Genomic DNA, 19,333 nt, shown 5'->3' with positions numbered 1-19,333 from the left:
CGGACCGGCTAAGCTTCGAGGTCCGCTTCCACCCCACGCCTCTCCCGCATCGATACTTCGCGTGCCCCCGCCCCTGCGGTCCGCTCCGACATGATCGCCACCGTCCGCCCTCTGGCTGCCCTGCTCGCAGGCGCGGCGCTGCTGCTGATGGGCGCCGGGCTGCTGAGCACGCTGCTGGCCGTGCGCGGGCGGATCGAGGGCTACGACGACCAGGTCCTGGGACTGGTGATGTCGGCCTATTTCGCCGGCTTCTTCCTGGGCACGTATGCCGCGCCCGGGCTGATCCAGCGGATCGGCCACATCCGCGCGTTCGCGTTCTATTCCGCGCTGTGCGCCGCCACCGTGCTGCTGCATCCGGTCCTGGTCTCGCCCTGGGCCTGGGGCCTGCTGCGGCTGGTGACCGGCGTCGCTCTGGTCGGGCTGTACACCGTGATCGAGAGCTGGCTCAACGTGCAGGCGCCGCCCGGGCAGCGCAGCCAGGTGTTCGCGATCTACATGGCGGTGAACCTGTTCGCGCTGGCGGCGGGCCAGTGGTTCATCGGCGTCGCGCCGGCGGAAGGCTTCATGCTCTTCAGCCTGGTCGCGATCCTGATCTGCCTGGGCGCGCTGCCGGTCACGGCCAGCAGGATGGTCCAGCCCGAATTGCCGCCGATGCCGCGGCTGGCACTGAAGGCGCTGTTCCGCGCGGCGCCCGCGGCGACTTTCGGCGCCCTGCTGGCGGGCATGACGGTGGGAGCCTTCTGGGGCCTGGCGGCGGTGTTCGCGACCCGGATCGGACTGGATGTCACCGGCGTGGCGCTGCTGATGAGCATCACCATCGTCGGCGGCGCGGCGCTGCAGTGGCCGATCGGCCGATTCTCCGATGGCGGCGACCGGCGCACGACGCTGGTCGTGGTCTGCGTGCTGGCCGCAGGCGCGGCGCTGGCGATGATGCTGCCGATCGGCCAGTCCGGCCTGGCGCTGTACGCGCTGTGCTTCTGCTTCGGCGGCCTGGCGTTCGCGATCTATCCGATCTGCATGGCCCACCTGCTCGACCACCTGCCGCCGGAAAGCACCCTGGCCGCGGGAAGCAGCCTGCTGCTGCTCAACGGCGTGGGCTCGGCGATCGGCCCCGCGGTTGCGGGCGTGGCGATGACCCGCTTCGGCCCCGAGGCGCTGCCGGCGTTCTATGCCGCCACGCTGGCCCTGGTCGCACTGATGGCGGGCGGCAGGCGCCTGCTGCGCCATCGCGACAACGACCACCCGTCCGCGTTCCACGTCATGCTGCGGACCACGCCGACCGCGTTCGAACTGCTGCCGGAGGCCGAGACACCGGCCGCGGACAGCGAGGGCGATCGCGACGACGCCGACCGCGCCAAGGCGCCCTCCGTCAGGACGGATGCCTGAGCGGAGCGCCACTCGGGTCGCCGAGACCTTCACCGGGCGCGATTTGGCCGTCGGCGATCCGGCCACCGGACCGTTCGCCAGCCGCCCCACCCGCGATCGCCACCTGCACCGTCGCGCCGGCAGCCGGAGGCGTCCCGGGCAACGCGCTTCCGCCCTCGCCCTGGGCATCGGCCAAGGCCTCGCCGCGCGCCAGTGCCAGCGCCTCATCCGCCGGATCGACGTCGAACGGCGCCTTCAGCAGCAGCGACGGCAGCAGCGTGTTGATCGCGGTGTAGAGAAGCAGCGCGCCGTACATCACCGGCGGCAGGTCGAAGCGCTGGTACAGGATCCCCGCCAGCACCAGGGTGAACACCAGCGTGGGTGCCAGCGCCACCGAGACCTTGAGCGTCCCGGCCTGCGCCTCGCGGAACATCACCCGTCGCTGCAGCCAGACCACGCCGATGCGCAGCGGCAGCACCACCATCGTCAGCACCACGCCCAGCAGCACCGCCTCCCAGGACAGCGCCTCGCGCGGGATCCCGGTACCGGCGTGGAAGAAGTAGAACGGCACGAAGAAGCTCGCGAACAGGCGCAGTGCATGGATGTTGTCGTCAGAGGCCAGCCGCGGCATCCGCACGCGCAGCAGCCGCGCCACCAGGCCGGCGATGAAGGCGCCGACCAGGTAGTACACGCCCATCGAATAGGTGATGTAGGCGGCGACCATGCCCACCATCACCAGCAGCGAAAACTCCGAACCGGGCGCGTGCGGAACCACCCAGCGCCCGAGCGCGATGAACAGCAGCGGCAGGCCCACCAGCATCGCCAGCAGCACGCCGGTGTTGATCGCCATGGCGGACGTATCGCCAGCCTGCAGCACCACGAACAGCGCCGCCAGCGCCAGCAACTCGCCGGCGATGGCCTTGCTGGTCACCCAGAAGCGCTCGGCCTCGTCCAGCCCCAGGCGTTCGAGGGTGTCGAGGATGAAGCCGGTGGACGGGGTCAGCACCGCCAGCGCCAGCAGGGTCGCCGCCTGCCAGTTGAGGTCGAGGTAGCGCCAGGCCAGCCATGCCGCTCCGGCCAGGGTGGCGCAGCGGATGACAAGGTGGACGATGAGGGGGCCGGCGCCCTTGCGCAGCTCGCGCGGGTCGACTTCCAGGCCGGCGAAAAGAAACAGCGAAGAAATGCCCAGCGTGGACAGCAGCACCAGCACCGGGTCGTGCACGCGATCGCCAAAGACCAGCATCGCCAGCAGGCCGAACAGCAGGCAGGTCAGCGGCGCCGGCAGCTTCCAGCGCTGCAGCACCCGGGGCACCACCAGCAGGCCGAAGATCAGGATGAGATACAGCAGTTCCCGGGTCATGGCCGGTTACGGCGTTGCCGGCGGAGGAGTGGTGCCTGAAGACGGGGTGGCGGGGGCCTTCGCGGGCACGTCCTTCGCGGGCGTCGCGGCGGCGTCGGGCTTGGCGGCGGGCGTGGCATCCGCCTTGCCCGCACCTTCCCCGCCTTCGGCCAGGTTGCGCTTCCTGTCGCCGTCCTTCTTGAAGTCGGTCTCGTACCAGCCGCTGCCCGCCAGCCGGAACGACGGCGCGGTCAGCTGGCGGCCGACTTCGCCCACCGCGCCGCACTCGGGGCAGGTGTCCGGATCGGCATCCGAGAGCTTCTGCAGGCGGTCGAAAGCGTGGCCGCAGGCGGCGCAGCGAAAGGCATAGATGGGCATGGTCGGTGACTGGCAAGGGCGGGAACTGCGCGCAGTTTGAGGCCAGCCCCCGACAAATCAAGTTATACGTCCACTGGCGACACCCGTGGAAGAGGCCTTGAGCGACGGATCGACGCGCTGATTGCGGGAGTCCCGCCGCGGCCAATCGCGGCCACGGCCGGCTTCCACGGCTGGTCGCGCCGCAACAGCGGCGCGACGCGGTCAGTCGGTCGCGCCCCAGGGCGCAGGCGGCTCGGCCACCGGGGTCGTCAGGTCGAACTCGACCTGGAACATGCGCCCGCCCGGGCGCGAGAGCTCGTACAGGAAGCGGCTGTCGGGTTCGATCTCCATCGCCCAGGTATTGGTGGTGGAGACATCGGCGCCGGTGCGGCCGAACAGTTCGATCGACTCGGCGTCCACCGGGAATTCCTGGCGCACGGCGGTGCCGGCGGTCGCGGTCTCGCCGCCGTACATGGTCTGTTCGTCGGGGCTGCCGTCTTCGTGGCGGTGGTCGTGCTTCAGGCGCAGGCCGTCATCGGTACGCGTCAGCACCCAGGTTCGGGAATGGTCGTCGCCGACGTGGAAGGGCACGCGCAGGCCGCGGGTCGGGTCGTCGCAGCCGCGCACGTGCATCACCAGGTCCTTGCCTTCAAAGGCGTCGGGTTCGGGCGAAGCCGGTTCGTTGGCGACGATGCGGCCGGCGAAAGCCTGCCCGCAGTGGCTTGCGAGCGCAGCCAGGAAGGCGTCGGCGGGGGCGGCGTCGGGCACCGGGGCGTCGAGCGCCTCGGCGGGCGCATCGGCGGGGGCAGCGGCGGCATCGGCCGCAGGCGCCTGGTCGACGGAAGGGGAGCAGGCGGCCAGGGCCACGAGCGCGGCGGACAGCGCGGAGATTCGGATGATGGTCATCCGGACACCCTAACCGCCGCCCACGCGGCGGCGCAAACCGCCAGCCGGCCGCCGGCTGCCTCAGCCACCCGCCGGCGCTTGACGGGCCGCGCCATGGACGCGGCCCTCAGGCGGCGCCTTCATCCTGGGCGTAGAGCTCGAGCACCAGCTCTTCCGCCTGCGCCAGCTCGGCCGCCAGGCCGGCCTGCTGCCGCGCCAGGTCCTGGGCACGGTCACCGCCCCCGCCCGTATACAGCGCCGGGTCGGCGAGTTCGGCCTCGATCGCAGCGCGCGCGGCCTCCAGCTCGGCCACCCGCTGCTCGGCTCGCGCCAGGCGGTGCGGGTTGGTCTTCCTTGCCGGTCTGGATGGCGCCGGCGCCGGTGCCGGAACCGGTGCCACGACCGGGTCCGCCGTCGCGTTCGCACCGAGGGCCTCGGGCGCGGCGGTCGCCGCCCTGGCGTCCTGCGGCCGCGAGCGCAGCCACGCCGCATAGTCGTCAAGGTCGCCATCGAATGGACGCACCACGCCCTCGGACACGCGCCAATAGGTATCGGCCACCAGGCCAATCAGGTGGCGGTCGTGCGAGACCAGCACGATCGCACCCGGGAAATCGGCCAGCGCCTCGGCCAGGGCCTCGCGCATTTCAAGATCGAGATGGTTGGTGGGTTCGTCCAGCAGCAGCACGTTGGGCTGGCGCCACGCGATCAGCGCCAGCGCCAGGCGCGCGCGCTCGCCGCCGCTGAAGCCGTCGATGGATTCGAAGGCGCGGTCGCCGGGGAAGCTCCACTTGCCCATGAAATTGCGGAAGTCCTGGGTCGAGGCATTCGGCGAAAGCTCGCGCAGGTGATCGATCGGCGAGGTGCCGGCGACCAGCGCCTCCACCGTGTGCTGGGCGAAGTAGCCGATGCGCAGGTCGGGGTGGGCATAGCGCTCGCCGGTCAGCAGCGGAAGGTCTCCGACCAGCGATTTAACCAGCGTCGATTTGCCTGCGCCGTTGGGGCCGAGCAGTCCGATGCGGTCGCCGGCCTCGAGTCCGAAGTTGGCGTCACGGAGGATCACCGTGGCCGCCCCCCCAGTACTGGCGGCTTTAGCGGCGCCCGGGTAGCCGCAGTCGGCGTGGTTCAGGCGCAGCAGCGCGTGCGGCAGCCGCGCCGGCGCGGGGAAATCGATGCGCACGTCGCGCTCGGCGCGCACGGCTTCGGTATCGGCCATCTTCGCCAGGCGCTTGACCCGCGACTGCGCCTGCTTGGCCTTGGCGGCGCTGGCGCTGAAGCGGTCGATGAAGCTCTGCAGGTGGGCGCGTTCGGCCTGGCTCTTCTCGTGGGTGATCTGCTGCAGGCGCAGCTGCTCGGAGCGCTGCCGTTCAAAGGAGGTGTAGTTGCCGATGTACAGCTTCGCCTTGCCGCCGTGCAGATGCAGGGTGTGGGTGTTGACGTTGTCGAGGAACTCGCGGTCGTGCGAGATCAGCAACAGCGTGCCCTGGTACTTCATCAGCCACTGCTCGAGCCACAGCACGGCGTCCAGGTCCAGGTGGTTGGTGGGCTCGTCCAGCAGCAGCACGTCGGACGGCGTCATCAGCGCGCGCGCCAGATTCAGGCGCACCCGCCAGCCGCCGGAGAAGCTCGCCACCGGGCGTTGCTGGGCCTCGCCCGGGAAGCCCAGGCCGTGCAGCAGCTTGCCGGCGCGCGCGGCGCCGTCGTAGCCGCCGACCTCTTCCAGCGTCTGGTGCGCCTCGGCAACGGCCTCCCAGTCCTCGGCGGCGAAGGCGTTGGCCTCGGCCTGCAGCGCGGCGTGCACGGCCTGGTCGCCGGCCAGCACGAAGTCGATGGCCGGGTCCGGCAGCGAGGGCATTTCCTGGGCGATCGAGGCGATGCGCAGGCGCGAGGGCAGGTCGAGGTCGCCGCGGTCGGCCTCGACCTCGCCGCGCACGGCGGCGAACAGCGAAGACTTGCCGGTGCCGTTGCGGCCGACCACGCCGACCCGCCAGCCGGCGTGCAATGACAGGTCGACATCGGACAGGAGCAGGCGTTCGCCGCGGCGGAGGGCGAAATTGCGGAAAGAGATCATTCGCACAGTTTACCGGGCTGCACGCCCGGGCCCGCGTGCGGTAACGTCGGGACTGCGCCTCATGGCGCGTCGGGGAGGGTACCGGGAATGGCGATCCAGCTCAGCACCCAGGTGGCGGCATGGCTGCACTCGCAGGTGGTGGCGGGTGCGCCCTTTGCAGCCGTGCAGGGCGCGCTGGCGCGGCAGGGCTTCAGCGAAGTCCAGGTGCGCAAGCTCTACAACGCGGTATTGACCGACCCCGACGGCTTCAAGGCCGGGTTCTCGCGGGTGCACGCCGGCCAGCCCCAGGTGGAGCACAAGCTGCCCGCAGGCCTCGTGGAAGCGCCGGTCGCGGCCCCTGGCGCGGCAAAAAAGCAGCCGCCCTTCCTGCCCGTGGCGGCCATCGCCGACGACATCGGCCACGGCATCGCCTGCGACCACGGCGAAGTCCGGATCGCCTTCCGCTGCCGGCGCCCGCACGTGGTGTTGTTCGAAAACGTGCTCACCCACGAGGAATGCGACGCGCTGGTGGCCGAAGCCCGGCCGCGGCTGGCGCGCGCCGCGGTGGTCGATTCCGAGCGCGGCGGCGCGCACATCGACAGCCGCCGCACCAGCGAGCTCACCTCGCTTGCCCGCGGCGCGTCGCCGCTGGTGTCGCGCATCGACGCCCGCATCGAACAGATCACCGGCGTGCCGGTGGCCAACGGCGAGCCGCTCCAGGTCATGCGCTACGGGGTGGGCGCCGAATACCAGCCGCACTTCGACTACTTCGACCTCGGGCAGCCAGGCCAGGCCTCCTACCTGGCGGTGGGCGGGCAGCGCGTCTCGAGCCTGGTCGTCTACCTCAACGACGTCGAGGCTGGCGGCGAGACCACCTTCCCCGACAGCGGCCTGTCGATCACGCCGCGCAAGGGCAGCGCCGTCTATTTCGCCTATACCGACGCGCAGTCGCGCACCGACCCGCTGTCCTTCCACGCCGGCGCCCCCGTCGCCCGCGGCGAGAAATGGATCGCCACGCGCTGGATGCGCGAGCGCCCCTATCCCTGAGCCCTTCCCTGCCACTGTCACAAGGATCCGACCATGAAGCCCGCCCCCCTCGCCCTCGCCCTGCTTGCCGCCCTCGCCCCCGCACTTGCCGCCCACGCGCAGGAGCCGGCCCAGCCGCGGCGCGACGCCACCAATCTCGACAACATCATCGTCACCGGCACCCGCGTGACCGACCGCACCGTGGCCGAATCGCAGTCGCCGATCGACATCATCGGCAGCGATGCGCTGCAGGCCACCGGCACCACCGAGCTCGCCACCGCGCTTGCGCGCGCCCTGCCTTCGCTCAACTTTCCGCGTCCGGCGCTGACCGACGGCACCAGCGCCATCCGCCCGGCGCAGCTGCGCGGACTGGCCCCGGACCAGGTCCTGGTGCTGGTCAACGGCAAACGCCGCCACGCCTCCTCGCTGCTCAACCTCAACGGCACCATCGGCCGCGGCTCGGCACCGGTGGACCTCAACACCATCCCGATCTCGGCGATCGAGCGCGTGGAAGTGCTGCGCGACGGCGCGTCCGCGCAGTACGGCTCCGACGCCATCGCCGGCGTGGTCAACGTGGTGCTGAAGGGCGCATCGGAAGGCGGCAGCCTGTCGCTCAGCCACGGCCAGTACTCCGCCGGCGACGGCGACCAGACCCAGCTTGCCGGCGATGCCGGCCTGGCCCTGGGCGCGGGCCGCGGCTTCCTGCACCTCTCCGGCCAGGTCAACCGGCAGGACCGCACCAACCGCGCGCGACCCTTCGCGGGCACGCCGGCACCGAACCAGCCCGAGCCGGGGCAGAAGGCCTTCGTGATCGGTGACCCGGAAGTCGATGCCGCCGCGGCGTCGTTCAACGCCGGCTTCGACATCAGCGAGACGCTCTCGCTGTACGCCTTCGGCACCATCAGCAACCGCGACATCACCTCGTTCGCGTTCTTCCGCGCGCCGGGCAATCCGAGCCAGAACATCCCGTCCATCTATCCCGATGGCTTCCTGCCCGAGATCAACAACGTCTCGCGCGACCGCGCCATGGTCGCCGGCCTGAAGGGCATGTTCGGCGAGGCCTGGAACTGGGACCTGGGCTTCAACCACGGCTACAACAACCTCGAGTTCTTCACCCGCAACACGCTCAACGCCAGCATCGGCGCCGACTCGCCGACCTCGTTCTACGACGGCGCGCTGGAGACCACGCAGAACATCGCCAACTTCGACCTCAGCCGGCAGCTGGACTGGGGCCTGGCGTATCCGGTCGCGCTGGCGATGGGCGTCGAGTTCCGCAACGAGAAGTGGAACCAGTCGCCGGGCGAGTACGGTTCGTACGCGCAGCCCGACCTGAGCCGGCCGGGCGGCGCGCAGGGCTTCGGCGGCTTCGCGCCCGGTGTGTCCGGCGCCTACTCGCGCGACAGCCACGCGGTCTATGCCAGCCTCGAGGCCGACCTCACGGAAAAGTTCTCCGGCGGCATCGCCGGGCGCTACGAGGACTATGACGACTTCGGCAGCCAGGCCTCGGGCAAGCTGTCGGGGCGCTATGCCTTCACCGACGCGGTCGCGCTGCGCGGCACGATATCCAGCGGTTTCCGCGCGCCGTCGCTGGCGCAGCAGTACTTCCAGACCGTCAGCACCCTGTTCCTGGCCGGGATTCCGGATCCGTTCGAGGTCCGCACCTTCCCCGCGTCCAGCGCCGTGGCGCAGGCCTTCGGCGCCGAAGCGCTGCAGCCGGAGGAATCGCTGTCGTACAGCCTGGGCCTGGTGCTGCAGCCCGTGGACAGGCTCTACGTCACCGTCGACGCGTACCACATCGAGGTCGACGACCGCATCGCGCTGTCGTCCAACCTCACCGGCGACGCGGTCCGCGCGCTGCTGGAATCACGGGGCATCTTCGGCGTCAACGGCGGCCGCTATTTCACCAATGCGATCGACACCCGCACGCAGGGCATCGACGTGGTCGCCAGCTACGGCATCGAACTCGGCGCCGGCATGCTCGACCTGACCGCCGGCTACAACTACACCGACACCGAAATCACCCGCATCGCGCCCAATCCCGACGAACTGGAGCAGGCCGGGCTGAACCTCGAGCGCATCGACCGCACCGAGATCGGGCGCATCGAGGACGGCTTCCCGAACACCAAGCTGCTGCTGGCGGGCACCTGGGCGCTGGAGGCATGGGATTTCACCCTGGCGGCCACCCGCTACGGCAGCGTCACCAGCCGCTCGGCCAACAGCGCCAACGACCAGACCTATGACGCCAAATGGCTGCTCGACGCGTCGGCGGCCTACCGGATGAACGCCTGGACCTTCACCCTCGGCGCCGACAACCTGCTCAACGAGTACCCGGACCAGAACATCTTCGCCAACTCGACCAACGGCCAGTTCCCGTACAGCAACCTGTCGCCGTTCGGGTTCAACGGCGCCTACGTGTACGGCAAGATCGGCTACGCCTGGTAGCCGATGAAGGACCCCCACAAGGACGGTTCCCCGTCCTTGTGGGAGCGGCGACAGCCGCGATTGGATCTGCCGGACAGCGGCTGTAGCCGCTCCCCATATTGGCTCTATCCTGTCGCGACCCCCAGCGGACACGCGAATGCCGCACCACACCGAACTCATCGCGATCCTGACCGTCGGATTCGTGCTGGCCTATGTCCTGGGCATGGCCGCGCATCGGCTGCGCCTGTCGCCGCTGGTGGGCTACCTGGTCGCGGGCATCATCGCCGGGCCGTTCACGCCGGGCTTCGTCGGCGACCAGGAATTGGCGCCGCAGCTGGCCGAGGTCGGCGTGATCCTCTTGATGTTCGGCGTCGGCCTGCACTTCTCCATCCGCGACCTGATGGCGGTGAAGCACATCGCCATCCCCGGCGCGGTGGTGCAGATCAGCGTGGCCACCCTGCTCGGCTGGGGCCTGGCCGCGCTGATGGGCTGGCCGACGCTGCAGGGCATCGTGTTCGGGTTCTCGCTGGCAACCGCGAGCACGGTGGTGCTGCTGCGGGCCATGGAGCAGCGCCGGCTGCTGGAAACCACGCGCGGCCGGATCGCGGTGGGCTGGCTGATCGTCGAGGACCTGGCCTGCGTCATCGCCCTGGTGCTGATGCCGGTGATCGCGAGCGTCTACGGCAGTGCCGGCGGCGAACCGGTGGGCACCACCACCCTGCTGGTCGCCATCGGCAAGACCCTGATGCAGGTGGCGCTGTTCGTGGCGGTAATGCTGGTGGTCGGGCGGCGGGTGATCCCGTGGATGCTCGAGCGCACCGCGGGCACCGGCTCGCGCGAACTGTTCACGCTGGCGGTGCTGTCGATCGCGCTCGGCATCGCGCTGGGCTCGGCGGAGCTGTTCGGAGTGTCGTTCGCGCTCGGTGCGTTCTTCGCCGGCATGCTGCTCAACGAGTCCGAACTCAGCCACAAGGCGGCGCAGGATTCACTGCCGATGCGCGACGCGTTCGCGGTGCTGTTCTTCGTGTCGGTGGGCATGTTGTTCGACCCGATGATCCTGGTGCGCGAACCGCTGCTGGTGCTGGCCGCGACCTTCATCGTGATGTTCGGCAAGTCGGCGGCGGCGTACCTTATCGTGCGCGCCTTCGGGCATCCGAAATCCACCGCGCTGACCATTTCGGCGAGCCTGGCGCAGATCGGCGAGTTCGCCTTCATCATCGCGGCCCTGGGCGTCATCCTCGGAATCCTGCCGGAAGAAGGCCAGGACCTGGTCCTGGCCGCCGCGCTGATCTCGATCATGCTCAACCCGCTGTCGTTCGCCGTGGTCGACCGCTGGCTGGCACGGCACGACGCGACGGCGGACGCCGCGGCTGCGACCGCCACCGCGCGCGCCGTGGCCGCCGACGCCGCCAGCCATCACCTTCCGGAGTCGCTGTCGGGGCACGCCATCGTCGTCGGCTACGGCCGCGTCGGCCGGCAGCTGGCCGCCCTGCTGCACGCCCGCGGGGTGCCGCTGGTGGTGATCGAGGACGATGCCGACCTGGTCGACAAGGCCCGCGAGGAAGGACTGCACGCGGTCCGCGGCAACGTCGCATCGGAGGCGGTGATGCTGGAGTCGGCGCCCGGTCGCGCTGCGCTGGCGGTGTTCGCGATTCCGAACGCGCTGGAGGCCGGCGAGACGATCGCGCGGCTGAAAGCGGTGAACCCGGCGATCACGGTGCTGGCGCGCGCGCACAGCGACGCCGAGGTGAAGCATCTGCTGGCACACGGCGCCGATGGCGCGGTGCTCGCGGAGCGCGAGCTCGCCTATTCGCTGGCGGAGATGGTGATGGCCACGCCGCCATACCGGCCGGTCCGCGCATGATCCCGGCCGTCGCACCGCTTTTGCGGGAGCGGCTCGGCTGAGGGCCGGCTCAGCTGAAGGCGAGCTTCCCGCCTTCGGCATCCACCCGCACCGTATCGCCCTGTCCGAACTCGCCCGCCAGGATCTTCTGCGCCAGCGGGTTCTCCAGCTGCTGCTGGATCGCGCGCTTCAGCGGCCGTGCGCCGTACACCGGGTCGAAGCCGGCCGCACCCAGCAGCTCGAAGGCCGCATCGCTGACCTCGAGCCGGATGCCGCGCTCGCCCAGGCGTTTCTCCAGCCCGCGCATCTGGATGCGCGCGATCGCCTTGATCTGCACCTTGTCCAGCGAGTGGAAAACCACGATGTCGTCCAGCCGGTTGATGAACTCCGGCCGGAAGTGCGACTGCACCACCGCCATCACGCCCGCCTTCATCTGCATGTAGGCCTCGGGCGAATCGTCGCCGTCGAGCTCCTGGATCATCTGGCTGCCGAGGTTGGAGGTCATCACGATCACGGTGTTGCGGAAGTCCACCGTCCGTCCCTGGCCGTCGGTCAGGCGGCCGTCGTCGAGCACCTGCAGCAGGATGTTGAACACGTCCGGATGCGCCTTCTCGACCTCGTCGAGCAGGATCACGCTATACGGCCGCCGGCGCACGGCCTCGGTCAGATAGCCGCCTTCCTCGTAGCCCACGTAGCCCGGGGGTGCACCCACCAGGCGCGACACCGAGTGCTTCTCCATGAACTCGCTCATGTCGATGCGCACCATCGCCTCGCTGGAGTCGAACAGGAACTCGGCCAGCGCCTTGCACAGCTCGGTCTTGCCGACGCCGGTGGGACCCAGGAACAGGAACGACCCGCTGGGCCGGTCGGGATCGCTCAGGCCGGCGCGGGAACGGCGCACGGCGTCGGACACCACCTTCACCGCCTCATGCTGGCCGACCACGCGCGAGTGCAGCACCTCTTCCATGCGCAGCAGCTTGTCGCGCTCGCCTTCCAGCATCTTGCTGACCGGGATCCCGGTCCAGCGTGCGACCACCTCGGCGATCTCCTCCGCGGTCACCCTGTCCTGCAGCAGCGTGAAACCCTTGGTCTCGGCCTCCTGCGCGGCGCGCGCCTGCTTTTCAAGCTCCGGCAGCCGGCCGTACTGGATCTCGCTCATTTTCGCGAAGTCCTGGCGGCGCTGCGCGGCCTCGAGCTCGAGCTTGGCGGCCTCGATCTGCTCCTTGATCTTCGTCGCGCCCTGCAGCGTCGCCTTCTCGGCCTTCCAGACTTCCTCAAGGTCGTTGTAGTCCCGCTCCAGCACGGCGATCTCGCTTTCCAGATCCGCCAGGCGCTGCTTCGACTCGGCGTCCTTCTCCTTCTTCAACGCCTCGCGCTGGATCTTGAGCTGGATCAGGCGGCGCTCCTTGCGGTCCAGCTCCTCCGGCTTGGAATCGATCTCCATGCGGATGCGGCTCGCGGCCTCGTCCATCAGGTCGATGGCCTTGTCCGGCAGTTTGCGGTCGGCGATGTAGCGGTGCGACAGCGTCGCCGCGGCCACGATCGCCGGATCGGTGATCTCCACGCCGTGGTGCACCGCGTACTTCTCCTTCAGCCCGCGCAGGATCGCGATCGTGTCCTCGACCGACGGCTCGCCCACGAACACCTTCTGGAAGCGCCGCTCCAGCGCCGCGTCCTTTTCCACGTACTTGCGGTACTCGTCCAGCGTGGTGGCGCCGATGCAGTGCAGCTCGCCGCGCGCGAGCGCGGGCTTCAGCATGTTGCCCGCGTCCATCGAACCTTCCGCCTTGCCGGCGCCGACCATCGTGTGCAGCTCGTCGATGAACAGGATCACCTGCCCTTCCTGCTTGGACAGGTCGCTCAGCACCGCCTTCAGCCGCTCCTCGAACTCGCCGCGGTACTTGGCGCCGGCAATCAGCGCGCCCATGTCCAGCGACAGCACGCGCTTGCCGCGCAGGCCCTCGGGCACTTCGTTGTTGACGATGCGCTGCGCCAGGCCTTCGACGATGGCGGTCTTGCCGACGCCGGGTTCGCCGATCAGCACCGGGTTGTTCTTGGTGCGCCGCTGCAGCACCTGGATGGTGCGGCGGATCTCCTCGTCGCGCCCGATCACAGGATCGAGCTTGCCAATCTCGCTGCGCGCGGTCAGGTCGATGGTGTACTTCTCCAGCGCCTGCCGCGCCTCTTCGGCGCTGGCATCGTTGACGCTGTCGCCGCCGCGCATGGCGTCGATGGCGGCCTCCAGGCGCGCCTTGTCGGCGCCCGCCGCCTTGAGCGCGCGACCGGCGTCACCGCTGTCATCGAGCGCGGCCAGCAGGAACAGCTCGGAGGCGATGAAACCGTCACCGCGCTGCTGCGCCAGCTTGTCGGTGACGTTCAGCAGCCGCCCCAGATCGTTGCCCAGCGAAACCTGTCCCGCCTGGCCGGACACCCTGGGCAGCTTCTCCAGGATCTCGCCCAGGCGTTCGCGCAGCAGCGGCACGTTCACTCCCGACTGCGCCAGCAGTGGCCCGCTGCCGCCGCCGGACTCGTCAAGCAGCGCCACCAGCACGTGGGCGGGTTCGATCAGGTTGTGGTCGCGGCCCACGGCCAGCGACTGCGCGTCGGCCAGCGCCTGCTGGAAACGCGAGGTGAGTTTGTCCATGCGCATGGTGATGCCTCGGCTGTCGATGGCCGGCCACGCCGGCATTGCCCCGGAAATGCGGGCCCCGCACGAGCAATTCAAGCCGCAACCGACCGCCGCGCACCTGCAGTGGCAGCTACAGCTGCGACCCGACCTGTGCACAGCATGAGCAGCATGGTTGCATGAGCAGCATGGCTGCCCCTGCACACGGGCTGCGGTCCTCCTAGCGAAAATCTCACATGCTCCGGGACACAATGCCCGGCATGGCCGCAGAGACCTCCGCGCTCCCGCCACCGCCCGCCATCGACGACGGCTGCGCGCTGTTCCTCGATGTGGATGGCACCCTGCTCGATTTCGCGCCGCATCCGGACGCGGTCGAGGTGCCCACGCCGCTGCGCGAAGCGCTGGTCGCGCTGCACCGGCGCCTTGAAGGCGCCCTGGCCCTGGTCAGCGGACGCTCCATCGCCACGCTCGACGCGTTGCTGGCGCCGCCGGCCATGCCGGCCGCCGGCCTGCATGGCCTGGAACGCCGCCACGGCCGCCGCGGGCATCGCGCACCCGCCACGCCCGCCGCCCTGGCCCTGGTCCGCACCGAGGCCACCCGGGTCGCCGCCCGCTTCCCCGGTGCCGTGGTGGAAGACAAGGGCGCGGCGCTGGCCCTGCACTGGCGCGCGGCACCCGCGGCCAGCGGCGAACTGCTCGCCTTCGCCAGCGCCGCCCTGCCCCGCCTTCCCGGTTACCGCCTGCAGCCCGGCAACGACGTGGTTGAACTGCGACCCGCCGAACACCGGGGCGGTCGTGCAGACAAGGGCGCGGCCATCCTCGCCTTCCTCGGTGAGCCTCCCTTCGCCGGGCGCCGACCGGTGTTTGCCGGCGACGACATCACCGATGAAGCAGGCTTTGCCGCCGTCAACGCGCGCGACGGCGTCAGCGTGCTGGTGGGCCGACCGCGGGAAAGCGCGGCGCACTTCGGGTTGGCGGGGCCGGCAGAGGTGCATGCCTGGATTGGAGTGCGCACGGATCGGAACGCCGCAGTGAGCGGAGCGCGGCTTTGAGCAGGGCATCGCCATAAACAGGGCATCGCAGTGAACCGGGGGGAGGTCGCGGCTATAGCCGCTCCCACAACAGCAGGACACGCCAGTCTCGATCTCGGCCTGATCGGCAACGGCAGCGTCGCGGCCCTGGTCGATGCCCGTGCGCGCGTGACCTGGGGCTGCATCCCCGCCTTCGACGGCGACCCCGCCTTCTGCGCGCTGCTCTCGCCCAGGGCCGGCGGCGGCGATTACGCCATCGAACTCGAAGACTTCGAAAGCGCCGAACAGGCCTACATCAAGAACACCGCCGTGCTGCGCACCGTGCTGCGCGACCGCCACGGCGGCGCGGTCGAGATCACCGACTTCATGCCGCGCTGGCACCAGCACGACCGTTTCTACCGGCCGGTGATGCTGGTGCGGCGCCTGCGTCCGCTGTCCGGCCGGCCGCGCATCCGCGTCGTGCTGCGTCCACTGGCGGACTACGGCGCCGAGGTGCCGGAACAGACCTGGGGCAGCAACCACATCCGCTACCTGCTGCCCGGCTTCACCCTGCGCCTGACCAGCGACGTGCCGGTGCGGCAGGTGCGCGAATCGCTGCCCTTCGAACTCGACGGCGAACGCCACCTGGTGCTTGGCCCGGACGAAACCCTCACCGAATCGGTGCAGGGCTTTGCGCGCAGGGCCGAGCGCATGACTGTCGATTACTGGCGCGAGTGGGTGCGCTACCTGTCGATCCCGCTGGAGTGGCAGGAGGCGGTGATCCGCAGCGCGATCACGCTGAAACTCTGCCAGTACGAGGAAACCGGCGCGATCGTCGCCGCCATCACCACCTCGATTCCCGAAGCGCCGCACAGCGAGCGCAACTGGGACTACCGCTACTGCTGGCTGCGCGACTCGGCCTTCGTGGTGCGCGCGCTCAACCGCCTTGGCGCCACCCGCACCATGGAAGGTTATTTGCGCTACGTACTCAACCTCGCCACCGGCGACGACGGCACTCTGCAGCCGCTGTACGGCATCGCCTATGAGGACCGCCTGGAAGAGCACGCCATGCCCGCGCTTGCCGGCTACCGCGGCATGGGCCCGGTGCGCCGCGGCAACCTGGCCTGGATCCAGAAGCAGCACGATGTCTACGGCAGCGTGGTGCTGGCCGCCACCCAGCTGTTCTTCGACCAGCGCCTGGAGCGTCCCGGCGACGTCGCCGCCTTCGCCCGGCTCGAGCCACTGGGCGAACACGCCTGGGCGCTGCACGACCAGCCCGACGCCGGCATCTGGGAGTTCCGCGGCCGCGCCGAGGTGCACACCTATTCCAGCGTGATGTGCTGGGCCGCCTGCGACCGCCTGGCGCGCATCGCCGCGCACCTCGGCCTGGCCCAGCGCGCGGTGCACTGGCGCGAACGTGCCGACGCCATGCGCGAAGCCACGCTCGAACGCGCCTGGGACGAGGAACTCGGGCACTTCGTCGAATCCGCCGAGGGCCGGCGCCTGGACGCGAGCCTGCTGCTGCTCGCCGAACTCGGCTTCATCGACCCGCGCGACCCGCGCTTCGTGGCCACGGTCGAGGCCATCGGCACCCAGCTGCGCCGCGGCACCTCGCTGTTCCGCTACATCGCCGCCGACGACTTCGGCGAGCCCGAGACCAGCTTCACCATCTGCAGCTTCTGGTACATCGACGCGCTGGCCGCCATCGGCCGCGTGGACGAGGCGCGGCAGCAGTTCGAAAGCCTGCTCGCCCGCCGCAACCACCTCGGCCTGCTGTCCGAGGACCTCGCCTTCGACGACGGCGAGGCCTGGGGCAATTTCCCGCAGACGTATTCCCACGTCGGCGTGGTGATGACCGCGATGCGACTGTCGCGCCCGTGGTCGGACGCTGCCTGAGAAGCCGCCTTTGTGGACGCTACAGCGGCGTGGGCTGGATGATCTCGACCCAATAGCCGTCCGGATCCTTGATGAAGGCGATGTCCTTCATGCGTCCGTCGGTCAGGCGCTTCTGGAACGGCACGCCCAGGGCTTCGAAGCGTTCGCAGGCCGCGCGCACGTCCGGCACGCTCAGGCAGATGTGCCCGAAGCCGCGCGGCTCGCTGTTGCCGTCGTGGTACACCGCGCCGTCCTGCGCCTCGGTGCCGTGGTTGTGGGTCAGCTCAAGCACGCCCTGCAGGCCGGCGACCCAGGCCTTGCGCTCGCTTTCGTCGCCGGGAATGTCCGCCGGGTCGACGATGGCGAGGAAGTAGAGCGAGAACTCCGCTTCGGGGAAGTCGTTGTGCCGCACCAGGCTGAAGCCCAGCACGCGGGTATAGAAGTCGAGCGACGCCCGCGGATCCTTGATCCGCAGCATGGTGTGGTTGAACACGAAGCCGGTGGTGGCGGCGTCGCGCGCGGCGACGCCGGGAACGTTGGCCAAGGCGGCGATGGGATGGCTCATGGTCGGCATCCTTGTGGGGAGGGCGGCCATTATCGCTGGCGAATCGCGGCTGTAGCCGCTCCCACGAGGGCGAAGCGCAGCGCCGGGAAAACTCAGTCCAGCCAGGCCAGCGTCGCGATGCGCCCGCTGCGGCCGTCGCGCCGGTGGGAGAAGAAGCGCCGATCGGAGATCGTGCACAGGCCTCCGCCGTGGATGTCGGCGCTGGACAGGCCAGCGGCAAGCAAGCGGCGGCGGGCCAGGGCGTACAGATCGACATGCCAGTGCCCGGGCCGCGTGGAAGCGAACGCGGCCGCCGCGCCGGCGTCATCAGCCACGAACGCTTCGCGCACCTCTGCGCCGACTTCATACGCGGCCGGCCCCGCGGCGGGACCCAGCCAGGCCACGAGCTCCCCGGCCGCGGCATGCATCGCGGCCACCGTCTGCTCCAGCACGCCCGCGGCCAGGCCGCGCCAGCCCGCGTGCGCAACCGCGACCTCGCTGCCGTCACGGGCGGCGAACACCACCGGCAGGCAGTCGGCGGTGAGGATGGCCAGCACCGCGCCGGGAACGTCGGTGACCGCGGCATCGGCTTCCGCCTCGGCCGCCATGCGCCCGCGCTCGCTGGTCGCGTTGCCGTAGGGAAGCAGATGATCGACCCGCAGCACGCCGGTGCCGTGCACCTGGCGCAGCCAGTGCGGCGCCGAAGGCAGGTCCGCGCGGTCCACCAGCTCGGCGCGGTTCGCCGCCACGATGACCGGGTCGTCGCCGCCCACGCCGTGCACATTGCCCAGGTTGAAGCGGTCGAAGGGCACCATCGAGGCACCGGCGCCGTGGCGCAGCGTCACCAGTGCGTGCACGCGGTCCGGCGCCGGCCAGTCGGCCTCCAGCCACGCCCGGCGGCGCGATGCAGGTCCGGCATCACCCTCGCCCCGTCCCGCAGCGCCAGCGTTCACCGGCGCACGCCCGCCCCGGTGACCGCGTGCGCGGCGGCATCGGCGCGCAGTTCACGGATCAGCGCCTGCATGTCTTCCGGGACCGGCGCTTCGCAGCGCACGGACTCGCCGCTGGCCGGGTGCACGAACTCCAGCACCTGCGCGTGCAGGGCCTGGCGGCGGAAGCCGCGCAGCGCGGCGATCAGCTCATCCGAGGCCGCGCGCGGCAGCTTCACCGGGCCGCCGTACAGCTGGTCGCCCACGATCGGCGACTTCAGATGGGTCATGTGCACGCGGATCTGGTGGGTGCGCCCGGTTTCCAGCCGGCACTCCAGCGCGGTGTGGGCGCGAAAGCGCTCCTGCAGGCGGTAATGGGTGGTGGCCTCGCGGCCGTCCTCGCGCACGGCCATGCGCAGGCGGTCGCGCGGATGGCGGTCGATGGCCGCGTTCACGGTGCCACCGGACACCAGCGCGCCCACCACCACCGCCAGGTATTGCCGGTGCACGTCGCGCGCGGACAGCTGCGCCACCAGCGCCGCGTGCGCCTGCAGGGTGCGGGCGACCACCATCACCCCGGAGGTGTCCTTGTCCAGGCGATGGACGATGCCCGCCCGCGGCACCGCGGCGAATGCCGGGTCGCGGAACAGCAGGGCATTGACCAGGGTGCCGCTGTGGTTGCCGGCACCGGGGTGCACCACCAGGCCCGCGGGCTTGTCGATCACCAGGACCTCGGAGTCCTCGTACAGCACCGACAGCGGAATGTCCTCGGGCTCGGCGCTGACCTGGATCTCCAGGGTGGCGGTGAGCAGCACCTCCTGGCCGCCGCGGACCGCCTCGCGCGGGCGCACGGTGGCACCGTCGAGCAGCACATCGCCCGATTTCACCCAGCCCGCCAGGCGCGACCGCGAGAACTCCGGGAACAGCTCGGCCAGCACCGCGTCGAAGCGCCGCCCGGCCATGGCGTCGGGCACGCGGGCGGTCCGGGGGGCTTCGGAAGCGGCTTCCGGGATCTCAGCGTCGTGGTCGTCGGTCATGGGTGTCGGCTCGGGTTCAGTCGTGGCGG

General features: G+C 70.4%; 14 protein-coding genes. 6 read left to right on the top strand and 8 right to left on the bottom strand.

From position 1 onward, the window contains the following. Nucleotides 1-90: 90 nt before the first annotated feature. On the top strand, nucleotides 91-1,386 hold the full coding sequence (locus tag WCE37_RS09570; RefSeq protein ID WP_343279139.1) for an MFS transporter: 1,296 nt from the start codon (nucleotides 91-93) through the stop codon (nucleotides 1,384-1,386). Here the strand turns inward: WCE37_RS09570 and WCE37_RS09565 are convergent. The 4 genes from WCE37_RS09565 to WCE37_RS09550 form a co-directional block, all read right to left on the bottom strand. Beyond that, the gene (locus tag WCE37_RS09565; protein ID WP_343279138.1) at nucleotides 1,370-2,725 is read right to left on the bottom strand and encodes a cation:proton antiporter; all 1,356 of its coding nucleotides are present in this window, start codon (nucleotides 2,723-2,725) and stop codon (nucleotides 1,370-1,372) included. The two genes, WCE37_RS09570 and WCE37_RS09565, sit on opposite strands and share 17 nt — an antisense overlap. Before the next feature lie 6 nt (nucleotides 2,726-2,731). Next, on the bottom strand, nucleotides 2,732-3,082 hold the full coding sequence (locus tag WCE37_RS09560; RefSeq protein WP_343279137.1) for an FmdB family zinc ribbon protein: 351 nt from the start codon (nucleotides 3,080-3,082) through the stop codon (nucleotides 2,732-2,734). 201 nt (nucleotides 3,083-3,283) lie between these two features. Further along, nucleotides 3,284-3,967: a hypothetical protein gene (locus WCE37_RS09555; RefSeq protein ID WP_343279136.1), complete on the bottom strand. Its 684-nt coding sequence runs from the start codon at nucleotides 3,965-3,967 to the stop codon at nucleotides 3,284-3,286. 106 nt (nucleotides 3,968-4,073) lie between these two features. Then, nucleotides 4,074-6,014 carry an ABC-F family ATP-binding cassette domain-containing protein gene (locus tag WCE37_RS09550; protein WP_343279135.1) on the bottom strand — a complete coding sequence of 647 codons (1,941 nt, stop codon included), beginning with the start codon at nucleotides 6,012-6,014 and terminating at the stop codon, nucleotides 4,074-4,076. Nucleotides 6,015-6,101: 87 nt separating this feature from the next. Here WCE37_RS09550 and WCE37_RS09545 point away from each other — a divergent pair, with 87 nt between their 5' ends. From WCE37_RS09545 to ybaL, 3 genes are all read left to right on the top strand, one after another. Then, a complete protein-coding gene (locus tag WCE37_RS09545) occupies nucleotides 6,102-7,040 on the top strand; it encodes a 2OG-Fe(II) oxygenase (RefSeq protein ID WP_343279133.1) in 939 nt (312 codons plus the stop codon). A gap of 33 nt (nucleotides 7,041-7,073) precedes the next feature. Next, entirely contained in the window at nucleotides 7,074-9,461 is a 2,388-nt protein-coding gene (locus WCE37_RS09540; RefSeq protein ID WP_343279132.1) for a TonB-dependent receptor, read from the top strand. 136 nt (nucleotides 9,462-9,597) lie between these two features. Continuing rightward, the gene (gene ybaL, locus WCE37_RS09535) at nucleotides 9,598-11,304 is read left to right on the top strand and encodes a YbaL family putative K(+) efflux transporter (protein WP_343279131.1); all 1,707 of its coding nucleotides are present in this window, start codon (nucleotides 9,598-9,600) and stop codon (nucleotides 11,302-11,304) included. A gap of 49 nt (nucleotides 11,305-11,353) precedes the next feature. Here the strand turns inward: ybaL and clpB are convergent, their stop codons facing one another. After that, nucleotides 11,354-13,933 carry an ATP-dependent chaperone ClpB gene (clpB, locus tag WCE37_RS09530; protein ID WP_343279130.1) on the bottom strand — a complete coding sequence of 860 codons (2,580 nt, stop codon included), beginning with the start codon at nucleotides 13,931-13,933 and terminating at the stop codon, nucleotides 11,354-11,356. 236 nt (nucleotides 13,934-14,169) lie between these two features. Here clpB and otsB point away from each other — a divergent pair, with 236 nt between their 5' ends. Beyond that, on the top strand, nucleotides 14,170-14,961 hold the full coding sequence (gene otsB / locus WCE37_RS09525; RefSeq protein WP_343279190.1) for a trehalose-phosphatase: 792 nt from the start codon (nucleotides 14,170-14,172) through the stop codon (nucleotides 14,959-14,961). 54 nt (nucleotides 14,962-15,015) lie between these two features. Then, nucleotides 15,016-16,815 (top strand): glycoside hydrolase family 15 protein, encoded by a 1,800-nt coding sequence (locus WCE37_RS09520; RefSeq protein ID WP_343279189.1) that lies wholly within the window; start codon nucleotides 15,016-15,018, stop codon nucleotides 16,813-16,815. Nucleotides 16,816-16,834: 19 nt separating this feature from the next. Here the strand turns inward: WCE37_RS09520 and gloA are convergent, their stop codons facing one another. From gloA to rluD, 3 genes are all read right to left on the bottom strand, one after another. Beyond that, nucleotides 16,835-17,359, bottom strand: a complete 525-nt coding sequence (gene gloA, locus WCE37_RS09515) for a lactoylglutathione lyase (RefSeq protein ID WP_343279129.1) — start codon at nucleotides 17,357-17,359, stop codon at nucleotides 16,835-16,837. 92 nt (nucleotides 17,360-17,451) lie between these two features. Continuing rightward, nucleotides 17,452-18,225: a peptidoglycan editing factor PgeF gene (gene pgeF, locus WCE37_RS09510; protein ID WP_343279188.1), complete on the bottom strand. Its 774-nt coding sequence runs from the start codon at nucleotides 18,223-18,225 to the stop codon at nucleotides 17,452-17,454. Nucleotides 18,226-18,287: 62 nt separating this feature from the next. Continuing rightward, a complete protein-coding gene (gene rluD, locus WCE37_RS09505) occupies nucleotides 18,288-19,304 on the bottom strand; it encodes a 23S rRNA pseudouridine(1911/1915/1917) synthase RluD (protein WP_343279128.1) in 1,017 nt (338 codons plus the stop codon). Nucleotides 19,305-19,333 lie beyond the last annotated feature (29 nt).

The organism is Luteimonas sp. MJ250 (assembly GCF_039548455.1).
In the GTDB taxonomy this organism is placed as follows: Bacteria; Pseudomonadota; Gammaproteobacteria; order Xanthomonadales; family Xanthomonadaceae; genus Luteimonas.
Note: the sequence above shows the minus strand (reverse complement) of the source record. Positions and strands in the feature narration are given on the sequence as shown.

Excerpts from the sequence above, each read along its gene's own strand:
- WCE37_RS09570 (WP_343279139.1), top strand. The coding sequence starts at position 91 with ATGATCGCCACCGTCCGCCCTCTGGCTGCCCTGCTCGCAGGCGCGGCG.
- WCE37_RS09565 (WP_343279138.1), bottom strand. The coding sequence starts at position 2,725 with ATGACCCGGGAACTGCTGTATCTCATCCTGATCTTCGGCCTGCTGGTG.
- WCE37_RS09560 (WP_343279137.1), bottom strand. The coding sequence starts at position 3,082 with ATGCCCATCTATGCCTTTCGCTGCGCCGCCTGCGGCCACGCTTTCGAC.
- WCE37_RS09555 (WP_343279136.1), bottom strand. The coding sequence starts at position 3,967 with ATGACCATCATCCGAATCTCCGCGCTGTCCGCCGCGCTCGTGGCCCTG.
- WCE37_RS09550 (WP_343279135.1), bottom strand. The coding sequence starts at position 6,014 with ATGATCTCTTTCCGCAATTTCGCCCTCCGCCGCGGCGAACGCCTGCTC.
- WCE37_RS09545 (WP_343279133.1), top strand. The coding sequence starts at position 6,102 with ATGGCGATCCAGCTCAGCACCCAGGTGGCGGCATGGCTGCACTCGCAG.
- WCE37_RS09540 (WP_343279132.1), top strand. The coding sequence starts at position 7,074 with ATGAAGCCCGCCCCCCTCGCCCTCGCCCTGCTTGCCGCCCTCGCCCCC.
- ybaL (WP_343279131.1), top strand. The coding sequence starts at position 9,598 with ATGCCGCACCACACCGAACTCATCGCGATCCTGACCGTCGGATTCGTG.
- clpB (WP_343279130.1), bottom strand. The coding sequence starts at position 13,933 with ATGCGCATGGACAAACTCACCTCGCGTTTCCAGCAGGCGCTGGCCGAC.
- otsB (WP_343279190.1), top strand. The coding sequence starts at position 14,170 with ATGGCCGCAGAGACCTCCGCGCTCCCGCCACCGCCCGCCATCGACGAC.
- gloA (WP_343279129.1), bottom strand. The coding sequence starts at position 17,359 with ATGAGCCATCCCATCGCCGCCTTGGCCAACGTTCCCGGCGTCGCCGCG.
- rluD (WP_343279128.1), bottom strand. The coding sequence starts at position 19,304 with ATGACCGACGACCACGACGCTGAGATCCCGGAAGCCGCTTCCGAAGCC.